The sequence below is a fragment of the Brevibacillus fluminis genome (genome assembly GCF_003710825.1).
Taxonomy (GTDB): domain Bacteria; phylum Bacillota; class Bacilli; order Brevibacillales; family Brevibacillaceae; genus Brevibacillus_D; species Brevibacillus_D fluminis.
In genome coordinates this window covers 18,485-33,087 of the sequence record NZ_RHHQ01000033.1, presented here as the reverse complement: position 1 = coordinate 33,087, position 14,603 = coordinate 18,485, and the positions used below count along the sequence as shown (strand labels likewise).

The 14,603-nt window shown below is 48.2% G+C and carries 10 protein-coding genes; 2 read left to right on the top strand and 8 right to left on the bottom strand.

Features of this window, described 5'->3' with window-relative positions; translation table 11 throughout:
* Positions 1–16: 16 nt before the first annotated feature.
* The gene (locus EDM56_RS30515; RefSeq protein WP_122921703.1) at positions 17–1,354 is read right to left on the bottom strand and encodes an aminotransferase-like domain-containing protein; all 1,338 of its coding nucleotides are present in this window, start codon (positions 1,352–1,354) and stop codon (positions 17–19) included.
* 188 nt (positions 1,355–1,542) lie between these two features.
* On the opposite strand from EDM56_RS30515, the gene EDM56_RS30510 reads away from it, so the two are divergent.
* Positions 1,543–2,379 carry a GNAT family N-acetyltransferase gene (locus tag EDM56_RS30510; protein ID WP_122921702.1) on the top strand — a complete coding sequence of 279 codons (837 nt, stop codon included), beginning with the start codon at positions 1,543–1,545 and terminating at the stop codon, positions 2,377–2,379.
* A 106-nt stretch (positions 2,380–2,485) separates the two neighbouring features.
* Here EDM56_RS30510 and EDM56_RS30505 read toward each other — a convergent pair whose 3' ends face one another.
* The 7 genes from EDM56_RS30505 to EDM56_RS30475 form a co-directional block, all read right to left on the bottom strand.
* The gene (locus EDM56_RS30505; RefSeq protein WP_122921701.1) at positions 2,486–3,529 is read right to left on the bottom strand and encodes a P1 family peptidase; all 1,044 of its coding nucleotides are present in this window, start codon (positions 3,527–3,529) and stop codon (positions 2,486–2,488) included.
* 204 nt (positions 3,530–3,733) lie between these two features.
* Positions 3,734–5,527, bottom strand: coding sequence for an ABC transporter ATP-binding protein (locus EDM56_RS30500; protein WP_122921700.1), 1,794 nt, complete (start codon positions 5,525–5,527; stop codon positions 3,734–3,736).
* A gap of 210 nt (positions 5,528–5,737) precedes the next feature.
* Entirely contained in the window at positions 5,738–6,541 is an 804-nt protein-coding gene (locus tag EDM56_RS30495; RefSeq protein ID WP_122921699.1) for a hypothetical protein, read from the bottom strand.
* Complete coding sequence (locus EDM56_RS30490) at positions 6,534–9,017, bottom strand: FtsX-like permease family protein (RefSeq protein WP_246009594.1); 2,484 nt, start codon at positions 9,015–9,017, stop codon at positions 6,534–6,536. Before EDM56_RS30490 ends, EDM56_RS30495 begins: the two co-directional genes overlap by 8 nt.
* The gene (locus EDM56_RS30485; RefSeq protein WP_122921698.1) at positions 9,014–9,706 is read right to left on the bottom strand and encodes an ABC transporter ATP-binding protein; all 693 of its coding nucleotides are present in this window, start codon (positions 9,704–9,706) and stop codon (positions 9,014–9,016) included. Before EDM56_RS30485 ends, EDM56_RS30490 begins: the two co-directional genes overlap by 4 nt.
* Positions 9,707–9,888: 182 nt before the next feature.
* Entirely contained in the window at positions 9,889–10,536 is a 648-nt protein-coding gene (locus tag EDM56_RS30480) for a response regulator transcription factor (RefSeq protein WP_122921697.1), read from the bottom strand.
* 5 nt (positions 10,537–10,541) lie between these two features.
* Positions 10,542–12,734, bottom strand: a complete 2,193-nt coding sequence (locus EDM56_RS30475; protein WP_246009593.1) for a sensor histidine kinase — start codon at positions 12,732–12,734, stop codon at positions 10,542–10,544.
* 256 nt (positions 12,735–12,990) lie between these two features.
* Here EDM56_RS30475 and EDM56_RS30470 point away from each other — a divergent pair, with 256 nt between their 5' ends.
* Complete coding sequence (locus EDM56_RS30470; protein ID WP_122921695.1) at positions 12,991–14,382, top strand: DJ-1/PfpI family protein; 1,392 nt, start codon at positions 12,991–12,993, stop codon at positions 14,380–14,382.
* Positions 14,383–14,603: the final 221 nt, after the last annotated feature.

The window sequence follows — 14,603 nt, the reverse complement described above, 5'->3', positions numbered from 1 at the left end:
AAAAAAAGGCCATCGCTCAAAGCGACAGCACCTCTGCTTCCTCACAGATCATTGCGATCCCTGCCCGTATTTGCTTTGTAGATAACTTGGCGATACAGATGCCATAGCTATTTTCATCCCAGGCCTGACCGATATAATTTTTCTCTGGCGATGCGATATAGACGTTTCTCTCTTTCAGCCGACGGATCAATGCCGCTCGATCTATTTTTTCATTCAATCGGATCCATACAAAAAAGCCCATATCCGGGACGGCAAACTCAATAGCCGTCGTTTTTAGATGCGTGACGCACTCGCGCAGACAGGTCATCTTTTTCCCATATTCAAGCCGTGCCTTCCGAATCTGTTTCTTGTACATCCCGCTGTTGATAAAAAGCTCCAGCGCCCCTTGCGCCAAAACGCTCGTGTTTACATCCGCGCATTTTTTATGGATGAGAAACTCCCGGTGCAACGCTTTGTTCATCACCACTGCACCTAATCGAATGCCGGGCATAAAAGCCTTTGAAAAGCTTTTGACATAAATGACCTTGCCTGATATGTCGTAAAAATGAGCCGGAAGGACGTTTGTCTGGCGATCCAGATCGACTAAATAGTCGTCTTCCACGATATAGACATCGTATTTTTCCGCTAAAGCAACGATTCTTTTTTTGTCCTTTTCCGAAAAACTCGTTCCGAGCGGATTATGGAACCTTGGCATGGTATAAAAAAACTTAACTTCTTCGTTTTTGAAAATTCTTTCTAATTCATCGAGATGGATGCCATTGAAATCTCGCGTAATCCCGATCGTCTTTTCTCCAGTTAGTTCCGCGGTCTTCTGAATCAGGCTGTAGGTTGGTTGTTCCACTAGGATCGTTCGCTTCCCATTCGGAAAAGGCATCTTTGCCAAAATGCTCAATGCTTGTTGAGAGCCAGAAGTAATATAGATGTCTTCCTCACAAGCAAATATTTGCTGATCTGCGAAGTGGCCGATCAAAGCTTTTCGCAATGATAACAGTCCTTGTGGATCACAATAGGTAAACAAATGATCTTTATACTGCTCTACAGCACGGTTCATGCAGTGAGTAAACTCTCGATAGGGCAGCAATGTCGTATCGGGCATGACCTCCGTAAAATCAATTGCCCCCTGGCTTACACGTACTTCATTCATTTTCTCGAGAACATAATAACCGCCTTTGGGGATCGAGTAGATCTTATGGTTGGATTCCAGTTCCTTATATGCCCTTATCACTGTTGTTTTTGTACAAGCGAATTTCTCCGCCATAGAACGTATGGATGGTAGCCGTTCGCCCTGCTTCAACTGATTTTGCGCCTGCAAATCCTCGATGTAATCGATGATCTCCTCGAACTTTCTTTTCATCCGCTCCCCCTTATTGCAGTTATCCCTGTGACCATTTTACCACCGTGCAAGAGCATGTGACGAGTTGTCCCGCGCCCTCTTTCCTTGTCTTTGTACCAGTACAGAGCGTGATAATCCAAATTGTACCGGTTCGTTCCAGCTATTTATAATCAGCATAGAAAAAAAGAACATTGGAAGGAGAAAGCACAATGATTCAACTAAACCCGCTCGATTATGCAAAGGTAGCTCCGATGGTAAGGAGCGTTCCCTTCAACAACCTATTTGCTCGCGTTGTTATCGAAAACAAAGTAGACGGGCATGTTTTTGTCGATGACGTCAGCAATCCGTCTGTCAGCTTGATCGTGCATAAATATGGGATGGCGCTTTTATGTGGCAGCTATGAAAATGACGCCTTCAATCACCAGCTCGTTCGGTTCTTGAAACATCCAACGGTCGAGTTCCCGGCCAAATATTTGCTAACGCACCCGGAGCAGTGGGGGCAAAAGCTCGCTGCTTTGCTCGGATCAGTGAAGCTAAAGGTCGACGGCAAGGAGCTGGAGCTGGAGCAGGAGAACAATGCTTTTTGTCTGCAAACCCAACGAATCAATTATGCCTTCGCTTCTCCGTCCCGCTTGCATGATATCCTGGTCCCCGCTTCGTTTACCGTCGCAAGAATCGATCAAGACATTTACCGGAAAATTCATGAAGTACAAAACTCGGTAGTACCTGACCATTTCTGGAATTCGGCAGAGGACTTTCTTGAGAATGGGATCGGCTTTGCCCTGCTATACGATGATCAGATCGTCAGCGCATCGTTTGCCTCGTACATTGTGGATGACCAATTGGAGCTGGGTGTCGAAACGACAGCGGCGTTCAGAAAAAAAGGATACTCCGTCTATGCCGCATCCGCATTGGTTTCCTATTGTCTGACCAATGGCTATAAACCGTTGTGGGCATGCAGGCGTGAAAACATCGGCTCATCACGCTTGGCAGAGCGGTTGGGCTTTGCTCCTGCTTCTTATCATCCTTATTTTTGCATGACTTAGCGTTAAGATGAGTCTTCCTCGATCACCTGATCAAGTTTCGCGTGGCAAAAATAAATCCCCCACCTCAGCGAGGGAATGGTTGCTACATTACGATTGTGCTGCCTGCTTACGCTTTCGATGATGAAGTGCTTTCGTCTTGCTTCAGTTCACGATTAGCTGCTATGACCCCGCGAATAATGGCCTCTTCCAATACAACCGCAGCAGTTGTGCCGATTGCGGTCACGGCATCATCTCCTACAAGGCCGCTTGTGTCGGTACCGGTGGCAAGACAGAAGATCGTGTCACCATCTCCTTGCGTATGCACAGGGGAAATCGCGCGGGCCATTCCGTCGTGGGCAAGTGTCGCAACTCGGCTAGCCTCGGCTTTGGTCAATCGAGCTGTGGTGGCCACGACAGCGATCGTCGTATTTCTGTTTGCACCAGTTAGCGGGCGCTTTCCTTCCAGGATCGCCCGTGTTTGATTGACAAAAGTGCCATTCGGCCGCCGCGCTCCTGCGATAATGTGATCCTGATACCAGATATCCCCCAGCGCGTTGACAACAGCCAAGGCTGCCACCACTGGCCCACCCGGGATTTTCCAGGAGGCTGTTCCCACTCCTCCCTTCATCGGGACTCCGTAAATTTTCCCTACCGTTGCACCCGCCCCAGCCCCGACGCTTCCTTCCGGTACTGGTCCCTTATTCGCTGCTTGACTGGCCGCATACCCCATTTCCGCATCGGGTCTGCGGGCTCCTTTCGCATAAGTCAGGTCAAAGATGACAGCTGCAGGCACTGTTGGAAGGATCCCCCCATCCGTTTTGGCCCCTATTCCTCTTTCGGCAAGCCAATTCATCACACCCGCTGCCGCCGCCAGCCCAAAATTGCTGCCTCCCGTCAGAAGGACGGCTTGCACCCTTTTTGTCGCCGTGCCAGGATGGAGGGCGTCGGTCTGCTCCGTCCCCGGAAACCCTCCTCTGACATCCACCCCAGGAACAGCTCCCTTGGGACAGATAATGACGGTGCAGCCTGATCGCCCACTTTTATCCATTGCATTCCCTACAAGGAAGCCGGGAACATCGGTAAGTCCTCCCTTGAAGTCGATTCCTTTTTTCTTGCCAATCAGGCTGTCTGGACTTGGGCCGATCGGCTGCGTTAGTATGCTTTTTGCCATGAACTGCACCTCTCCTCACTACATCTCACCAACGTCGATCTCTATATCGCCGTCAATAGCTGAAACCCCTTCGTCCGCGTGCCGATAAAGGGGAAAATGCCATTCAATGGGGATAGTAAAGGGTATGGTTTTCTAGACACATGTGGATAGGCGAATGGAAGGGGGGCATTCGCACATTTTTTTTTGCAGCCTCGTTCCTTTCAATTAAAACGAAACGGATACGGCATACTTCTCCTGTAGGCTCTTATTTTCTTGCCCACCATCCATTTGCTTCGCATACAGCTCCTTGTAATAACCATTCCCCTCCATCAACATCTGATGGTCTCCACTTTCGATAATCCTTCCATTCTTGATGACAAAAATCGTATCCGCATGCAATACCGTAGACAATCGGTGGGCAATCATCACGATCGTTTTCGCACGACCGATTTGTTGAATGGAACGTTGGACCAGTTCTTCGCTTTCGTTATCCAGTGCGCTCGTTGCTTCGTCCAGCAAAATCAATGCAGGATCCTTCAAAAAGACGCGGGCAAGCGCGATCCGCTGCTTTTGTCCCCCTGATAATTTCATCCCTCTTTCCCCAACTTCCGTATCATAACCGTCTGGCAGCGCTTGGATGAAGTCATGCGCGAAAGCTTTCTTTGCGGCGGCAATGATCTCTTTATCCGTCGCGTCCAGCTTCGCCATCCTGATGTTATCTTTGACCGATGAGCTGTACAAAAAGTTATCCTGTGTCACAATTCCCATCAGATTCCGTAAACTCGCCAGCGAATAGTCTTTGATATTCACACCGTCGATGAGAATCTCCCCTCGGCTCACATCATACATACGGGTCAACAACTGCAAGACCGTGCTTTTGCCTCCGCCGCTCTCCCCAACGAATGCATACGTCTTTCCTTTCTCGATGGTGAACGACATGCCTTTGATCACTTGATTTTGATCATTATAAGAAAATGAAACTTCATCGAATGTAATCGATTCTGAAAACGTGTCTAATTTTTTCGGTCGATCGGTTTCCACTATTGTGACAGGCGTCGATAAGAATTCGAATACCCGATGAAGAGCGACGCTTCCTTCGGTGATCGCGGGAAATGCTTGCACGAGAGCCGCAACAGGGCCCCGCATCCTGTCTACGTAGGCAAAAAAGGCGATCAGACTACCGAGGGTCAGTTTCCCATCGATCACAAACAAACTCCCAACCAGCACCACGAGAAAAGGGGTTACATCGCTTAGCACGTTAACCGCAGCCAATGAAAATGCATTGATTCCGGCCTGTTGATCCGTGATCCGTTCGTAGTGTTTCAAATGTTGATCGAGCTGCTCTTTATCTCTTTTTTCAGCTGAGAATAATTTCGACAATAACGCCCCCTGAATTTTTTCAAACACAAAACCGCTTAATACGGAACGATAGCTCATCATGTGGCGCGTGGTTTTTTTCAGCTTTTTAGAGAGAATGTGGGCCAACGAAAATTGGACTCCGACAAGCAAAACGGCGAGCAGCGTCAACGATAGATCCAAAGTAAGCATCACACCAATGACAAACAGCAACACAATGATTTCGATCCAAACGTTCGAAAAAACGGCCGTCATATACCCCCTTATTTTTTCGATATCATCGAAAAACCGAGTTCCGATTTCTCCGCTTTTGTTTTCGGCAAAATATTTCGTATCGAGGGAATGCACTTTACGAAACGCATCCTTGCGCAGCTGCATGATGATATTGTTATTCGCCTTGTTCAAGAAAAACTGCCTGACATATTCCATCGGTGCGCGAACCACAAAAAATACCGCAACCATGAAAGCCGCAATGTACAGAAGATGCTCTACTTTGTCCGTCCGGGAAAATGCTTCGTTGCGAAGCAGCTCATCGAACAGATACTTGATGACCAACGGCACAGACAGCGGGATCAGAAAGCGAAATAAGCTACCGATAAACCCCAATAAATACAGCTTCTTTTCTTTGTTCACGTACGGTAAAAACTGACGCAACTCTCTCATATGAAAAACCCCTTTATCGGTTTTATTGACTAAAAGGATCCAGTGTCTCTTGCAACCATCTTATCGCGGTGGGATGACTCGCATCGCGCAAACGATAACCATCTCCACGCAAAAGATTGCGCTCCGCACGCAAAAGACAAATTAGAAATAAAAAAAGCTCCCCACAGGAAACAGCCGGGCTGTTTACAAATGGGAAAGCTATTTTCATGTTTATTGCACATTCACCACGTAGGATGTCGTAAATACATGCTGATTTCTTTGAAATTGCCCCCAGATCTTATAGATCCCTTTCTTGGGAAATTCCGCTTCAAAACGGGCTTCCGGTCCCGAGCCCTGGTCTTCCTCCGCGTGGGCGTGCACATAGTTTTGGCCGTCTTCCGATAAAATGACCACATGTCCGATTGCCCCTAAATAAGGTTCCAGATCGGAAATCGGTTTTTTGGTTTTTTCATCCAAAAAGGAAAACGTTACGATTACCTCTTTTTGTGCCTCTAAGGCGCTGCTTGTAAGTGTAACCTGATTGCCTTCGATTGTTTTTTCCAAGCTTGTGTCAGGAACTAGCGGAACCGGTGCAGCAGGAGTGCCTTCAACGCGAACCCATTCCATTTTGGTCATCGCATCTCCGTCTGTCGGCTTGAAATCAGCAATGACCTTGTACTCGCCACCGGCCGGAAAATCATTGGTTATGTCGAAAACACCATTCCCTTCATACACGGGATGAATATGATTGAAATACGATAAATCTTTGCTGACCACGATGAGGTGCAGCAGTTTTTCGTGCGTTTGATCAAATTTTTCAATCGGCGTGCCGTCTGTCTTTTTGATCGCAAGGCGAATCGCCGTCTTGTGGTGCCCCGCTGCTGCGTCCTGATCTAGCTTCCATTCAACTTTCACGTTGTCAGCCATGATTCGCTCGCTGACAAACGTTTCATCCTCCTTGTCCCAGGAAGAATTCGTGCCGCAAGCTGACAGCAACAGGGACATCACGATCAAAATCAGAAATCGTCTACTCATAGCGAAGCGCCTCACTCAAATGGGTTTTTGCGGCTTTAGATGCCGGTGTGAAACTGGATATCAGGCTGACCAATAGACCAAACAAGGCAATCGATAGAATGATGATCCACGGTACGCCAAATTGGTAGGTTAATGCGTTAATTTCAAAGAAAGAAGAAGTCAGATAGATCAGCAGGATGCCGAATGCGCAGCCGATTACGGTAGCGGCAAGCCCGATACCGAAGCCTTCCAAGATGACCATGTGGATCACCTGTCGTCGCGTAACCCCGACCGCCCGCATCATCCCGAGCTCACGGATTCGCTCCATAATATTTAAGAGAAGGGTATTGGTAATGCCGACACCAGAAATGATGATCGACAATACGACAAGGAAGTTGATGACCGAAAACGAACCCGTCAGCATGGAGCTAACGACAGATACTTGATCCTCCGGTCCGAACATTTTCATGATGCGAACCCCGAATCGGTCAAAAATCTTTTCCCTCAATTCGAGCGGATTGGTGCCCTCTTTTTTGAGAACAAGCGCATTTTTTTCATAGGTGAGCCCGAAGCTGTCTTTAAACAGATTTTTTGTCATAAACGCGCCATATCCACCATTCTTCATCGTCTCCACAACGGCGACCACTTTGAACGATTGGGCTCCTTGAAGCGTATCTAGCATGATGCTGTCCCCGATTTTCCCGCCCCAGACGCTGTATGCGACCTTATCCAAAATGAGCTCGCCATTACCCAAGCTGCCGATCAGTTGACTGCGGGTGCTGCCGGTAGTCGAGAACAAGGGAAAACGGTCGATCCGCGCCGCATCCACCGCAAATACTGGGAGATTGCGTTTTTGCCCATTCAATGTCCAGATCACGGAATGCATGCTGTACATTTCCGCATCGGCCACTCCTTCAATCTGCTTCAGCTGCTCCAGATCCGTTTTCTCCGAATGATGAAACATGACGTCCAAATTGCCGCCGTAGGACGCGTAAATGAGCTTTTCATACGTCTGCACGAACGCCGAGTTCAATGAGCTCATCAAGACGATCATGGCAATTCCCAGACAGAGAATAACAGAGGTCATCGCTGTGCGGCCCAAGTTCCTGTGCAGGTTGCTAACAGCCAGTGTACCGCTAAAGCCAAACAGCAGCGTATAGACCGGTCTTAACACAAAAACGAATCGTTTGAACAAAGAGGGATACAGCAATACGATGCCGATCGATAACGGTACAACCAGTAGCAAATGCTTGATGAAAAATGCCGACAGGATCAGAAGCGCACCGAGAATCGGCTGCCACTTTTTCTGAGCGGCCGAAACGGCAGCGGTTTCCTTCAATGCCTGGATCACGCTGACTTTCCCGGCTTGACGGATCGGGTACAGGGCGGCTACGATCGGCACCAGAATACCGGAGGCCGCGGAAATGACGATCCCTTTGCCGAGCAGCATGCCGCCATCGTCACGGATGCTGAAGATCATATAGACAACGGCTTTTAGCAGGTAGGCAAGCCCGAACCCAAACACCAACCCCAGGGCAGTGCCAATGACGGCAAGCAGAATGACCTCGGACAAGACAAGTCCCTGCAGCTGTGCGGGTGTATAACCGATCGTCTTGAGCGTGGCAAATTCATTCTTGCGTTCTTTGATGCTGACATAGAGCGAGTTGAAAATAACGATGGCGCTTAAGGCAATCCCCAAAAATCCCGCGATATACAACGCCATAAAGAACGTGTTCATCTCATTCGATGTGGAATCGAACTGGATCACGACCGGCTGTGTATAAATATTGCCGTACCGTTTCGCCAGTTCGTTCAACCGCTCCTGTAAAACATGGGAATCTGCTTGAGGGAGCGCCTTGATTTGCACGTTTTGAATTTTCCCGGGTAAATCAAACCACTCCTGTGCTTCGTGCAGAGGAACGGCAACCGCCCACGGATGATATTTGGCCATGCTCCAGCTGGATGGCCCCATCAGCTCTGCCGTATACTTGACGATTGCAGCGATTTGAATCTGCTTTTTCCCGTTCACCGTGTCGAACGTGATGGTATCGCCCACACCCGTTTTCCAGACAGAAGCCGTTCGATCCGTGATGACGGCGCCGCCCGACGACAGATTTCCTTCGACCACCTGAAACGCGGTAACCGGTGTGTCCAAATTGCTGTAGCCGCTTATTTCCACTCTTTTCTGAATGGATGCTACACCTTCTTGTTCCCAATGCAATGTCGTGGGTTGTTTTAACACCGCAACGGAAGCGATATGTTGCAGCTTCTCGATATCGTCTTGGACCGTCTCAGGAAAATATTCCGCCGTACCGGAGACGGTATAATCCGCTTTGCCGAAAGCTGCCTTCAAATAGAGGGGAAATGTCCTCTTTGCGGTGTCGACAGAAGCAATGACCCCAAACGTAGCGCTGACCCCGATCACGATCGAGATGATGGTCAACAACGTCCGGAGCTTCCGGCGCATGAGATTGCGCCAAGCTGTTTGCAGATTCAACGCAGCTCCACTCCTTCCAATCTCTCCTGCACCACTTCGCCGTCCTGTATCGTGATGATTCGATCCGCTTTTTCTGCTGCTTGCCGATCATGGGTGACCATCACGATGGTGATTTGCTCCTCTTTGTTCAACCGCGATAAAAGCTGTAGAACGTCCTTGCCGTTTTTCTGATCGAGATTGCCTGTCGGCTCATCCGCCAAAATGAGCTTCGGCTTCATCGCGAGAGCTCTGGCGATTGCCACCCGTTGCTGCTGTCCTCCGCTTAATTGAGCCGGAAAATGATTTTCTTTGTCGGCTAGGTTCACGTCCTGCAGCAAGCGCTGCACTTTCGTCTTTATATCGGCCTTCGGTGTCTTATTGGCAGCCAACGATAGCGACACATTTTCCGCTACCGTCATCATGGGAAGCAGCTGATAGTTTTGGAAAACGAATCCCACTCTCGTTCGGCGAAATATCGTTCTTTCGATTTCGTTCAGCTTGCTTATTTCAACACCATCGACGGTGATGGAGCCGTAGCTGGGAAGGTCTAGGCCCCCGATCAACTGCAGCAGCGTGCTTTTGCCGGAACCGCTTGGCCCCATGATGGCGATGAATTCCCCCTTCCGAATGTGAATGCTGTTTTCCTTCAATGCGGTGTAACTGCCCGCTTCCAATTGAAACACTTTGGATACTTTATCAAGGATGATCATGGCTTTGTCGTCCCTCCATTTAGTAAAAGTCCTGTTCGTTATCCGATGAGACCATCTTACAAGAGGACGACGCCAGCCAACGCGCAAAGGATGAACACCCTTCCGCAAAAATTTGCGGTCATCACGCAAAGCATCTTTGGCTAAAAAAAGAAAGAGGCCAGCATATACCGGCCCCATTCCTGTCAATATAAGTCCTCCGTAGGGAGGATCCCCAAGCTTTTCGCTCTTTTGATCAAATCGACTCGTGAACTGACATGCAGCTTCTGAAACAGCTCCGTCAAATTATATTCCAACGATCGCTGGCTGATCATGAGCGTTTTGGATATCTCTTTGTTGCTTTTCCCTTTCGCTAACTCGCGGAGAAGTCGATCTTCCTCCTGGGTGATCGTTGTTGGTTCATGATCCGTTTCCCCCTGCACGATGACCTCCTGACGCCTCAGCTGCCTGAGCAGGCGCATCGGGATGATGGCTTGTTTCCTTGCCGCGCAGCGGATCGATTGAATCAGTTCCTCCCGGGTGGATGTTTTGGAAATAAAACCGGACACGCCCGATTCCATGAGCAAATTGAAATGTGGCGCAATTTCAAAACCCGAATAAATCAAAATGACTGCATCTGGCACATAATCGAGTACTTTTCGCGTCAAATCGGCACCATTCATGTGTGGCATATATAAATCGAAAAGAATGACATCAAATTTCTTCAGCCGTACCAAATCCAATACGCAATAAACATCCGTTTCAACCGTGACATTGATGTCAGGCTCTGATTCGATCAGCATTTTGGTTCCTTCAACTACCGACCGATGATCGTCTACAAGTAATACCTCCATCCCGCTCACCTTTCCGCTTGATTTTTAGGAAAATGTATGTGTACATGAAAACCTCGTTCAGGGGCAGACTCAAACCTGACTTTCCCTTCCAAACTGAGCACCCTTTTCTCGATCCCTGCAATCCCCATATGCTGAAACGAGCCTTCCAGCGCAGATAAGTCAACCCCTACCCCATCATCGGAATAGGAAAAATGAAGATGATCATCGATTCTCGCCAATGCCATCGTTATCTTTGTCGCCCTGGAGTGTTTAGAAGCATTGTTTAATAGCTCCTGTACAATCCGATAAACCCCGAGAATCTGCTCTTCATCCAGCAGGCAATCCAGCTCCTGAGCCGAAAAGTCAATCTCGTAATTCGCAAACATGCGCGTATAGGAAAATAAGCTTTTCAACGATTCAACCAGCCCCATTTTCAGCAGGAATGGCGGCCGCAGCTCATTGCACGTGATGCGGATCTGATGAATCGCATCCAAAAGCCCCTCTTCAATTTCGCTCAATTCACGCTCTATTTCTATTTCAAAGGGAGTGGATGACCGAAGTGATTCTAGCTTTCGATACCAGATGATTAAATCTTGCAAAACCGAGTCATGCAAATCGCTGGAGAGTGAGGAGCGCTCCTTTTCCGACAGCTTGAACAGGAGCCTTAGCATCCATTTTGGTGTTTCATTCGAGGCTACCAAAACCTCCAGACGCTTCATCAGGTCTTCGATCCGGTGTAGATTATCATAAAGAATCGTTACATAATGAACGGCTGTCTCCAACCATTCTTCTTCAATTTTGAGCAGCTGTTTGTCCATTTCGACCCGCAAATACACAGGGTGCTGCTTCTCGCCAATTTTCACCAGAATGTGATTCGCGCTTGTCTGTTCGAGCTCCTGGCCCTTTGGCACCTCTTCAATCGAAGCATTGGGCACTTGCAGAACAGTCCTAACCTCATCTAGCAACCGGTTTTCCAACTCCGAGACTTTCATGACATTAGCCAGGTCGTTCGAAAATCGATTTAAGCTCTGCTGTAGAAATTTGGATCGTTCTTCACTCTTGATTAACTCCCGCTCCTCACGCTTGCGTTTGGTAATATCTTTGATGATTCCATGAATGCCATTCAGTTCTCCAGCCAAAAAGATCGGAACAAACGTGATGCTGACAATCCTCTCTCCCTGCTGCATATTGGCAAGCCTGCATTCAATATCTCGCGGTTGCCCGTGCTGCATGACTTCCAGAAGCGTCTCATACACCGCTCCGTGATCTTCGTCAAAAATCAAACCGATAAAGCACCGATCCGTCAGCTCATGGAGCTTGATTCCGGCAATTTTTTCAAAGGAGCGGTTGGCATTGATAAAGTAAAAATGCTTCAATTCGATCGAAAAAACGCCATCCAAATTATTTTCAAACAATGATTTATAACGTTGCTCGCTTTCTTCCAATGCCATCTCGGCCCGCTTTTTATCGGTTATATCGAGGATGATTCCGTCGATCCGTTCACTTATACCAGTCTTGTCCCGATAAGGATGGACGATCATCTGCCCCCATCTTGTTTCTCCAACATAGTGGTTCCAGCGAAAGTCAACGCGAGACGGTATCCCCATGTCCAGCTTACGTTTTACTTCTCCCATGAGAATTTCGTTATCATCCGGGTGGATATGATCATGTGCACGGATCGGATTGTTCCAAAGCTCCTCTTTCGGAATTCCGCCAAGCTTTTCCATGGTGTCAGAACAGTAGATGTAATGGGTAAAATCTTTGTCGGTTGCCCAAACCGCGGCGTTTACATTTTCCAATATTTTCCCCAACAATTGTTCTGCCGTTTTCCGTTTGGTCACATCCCTGGCGACAGCGACAACATATTGGACGTTGTCTTCTGCATCCAAAACCGGTTTGACACGGGCTTCAACGTCAATCAAATAGCCGTGAGCATGGTAGACATGATACTCCACATCCACCGGTGTTTTTGTTTGTACGGCAAGGGTAAGTGATGCTCGAACGTGCTCCCTCTCTTCAGGAGGAACGACCTCGAAAGCATCCTTCCCAAGATACTCCTCTACACTGCCCCCTGTAAGCGACTCGTATGACGGTGAAACATAACGAACGATCCCCCTGTTATCGACGACGACAATCGTGTCCGAAGTATTTTCTGCGACAATTCGGAACATTTCAGCCTTGTCGTCGTACACGTCCCTTTTCGCGATTCCTTCGCCCATCGCACCCATCTTCTCCTTTTCCCCGCTTTGCTTGTCGGTTTCACCAAGCGCTTGAGCCCATTATAAAAGAGTTCGCCCGTTTTACCACGCAAATAAATGCGGAACACCCGCAAATTATGTCATTCTCCTCTGCTTTGAGCTGCAAGTTGCGCGCAGACCGCAAAAATTTGCGGTGGGCTGTGCATCGTTTGCGCGGTAACAAGGCTATTTCGGTTTTATCCTAGTTTACAGAAGCACGTTTCGAGGAGGAAAAAAAATGAAGAAGTTTTTATTACGTTTCACTGTTTATGTAGTGAGTTTGCTTTTGATTGTAGGAGGGCTTGGGTATTATGGCTTAATGCGTACGCAGAAAGATTTTTATTTAAATGTCCGCCATGAGCCCGTTCCATCCTTCCCAGCAGTAGAAGCCCCTCCTTATGATCCGACGAAGCCCACGGTGGCCGTCGTATTAGCGGATACGACGCTCCCCACTGAAGATTTCGATTTTCTCATTCCCTATACGCTTTTTTCGATGACGGATGCATACAACGTATACGCCGTTGCCCCGGATCATAAGGTGAAGTCGTTATCCGGCGGGCTCGATGTGATGCCGCATTACACCTATCAAGAATTGGATCAGATCGTAGGGAAAAGTCCTGACATTATCGTGGTTCCATTCATGCCGATCATCGATGAAGCGAAATATCTACCCACCCGCAAGTGGATTCAGCAGCATGCAAACAGCCAGACGACGACGTTCTTGAGCATCTGTGGCGGATCAGGAAATCTTGCCGATGCCGGCTTATTACAAGGGAAATCAGCCACCTCACACTGGCAAGCAATCCCAGATTTACGAAAGCTGTATACCGATACCCACTGGAAGGAAGACGTCCGGTACGTGCATGAGGGCAACACGTTAACTTCAGCCGGTCAAAGCGCCGGGTTCGATGCCGTTCTCCATCTAATTTCCCAGAAACTTGGTGAACCCGTTGCGGCAAAAATAGCGAAAGAAATCAGCTATCCTTCTTACCACTTTGTTGCGAATCCAAAGGTCGATCCGTTTTATGTGGACGTGAAATTTGCGACATACATCCTGAATAGCGCATTCCACTGGAATAAGACGCAAATGGGTGTCATGCTCTATCAAGACATGGATGAACTGGCTTTGTCCTCGATTTTTGATTCCTACGCAGATACAGGAACGACACAGATTTTAACCATTTCGAGCTCGGAGGAACCTGTCGTCACGAAACATCATCTCACGGTAGTTGCAAGGCATTCAATCGCCAGCGCTCCCCGTTTGGATAAAATGATCGTGCCAGGCGGTGATGCAAAAACACTTGCAGCGGAAGATCTCAAGCTATGGAGCGAAAAAGGCCATGCGGGTGAGACCCTGCTGATTCACAGCGATGCGCCAATCCGCTATGTTTTTGAGGCGCCGTTGGAGGACTTGGCCAAACAAGATGACCTGCTGACTGCCGCGCACGGTGTGAAGCGATTCGAATACCGTTCGGATAACATCCATCTTGAAGGCAGCCCGTTTCCGCTTGCAACCTACGGCTATATGCTTCTGGCATGTTTCGTCGCTTGGATGGTAGCCTTTATGATTGATCGACGATTCATTTTAAAGAAGGCCGTTTTCAAATCAGCTAAACAACGCACCCTGTGACGCTTTTTTCCACTTTGCCATTGAACGTAATCGAGTTTCCCGCCTCTGGCATAACTTCCAACAAAAATCCTCGCATCTGCACAGATCGCGAGGATTTTTCATTTTGATATCTTTTGTATCAGGTGTTCAAAGATGGTAGACTTTCACTTGGTAAAAAGCTGGAACTTCATACAAAGCAGCTTACATCGAAAATAAAGAATTTCTTAAGTCAAAAGAAATGC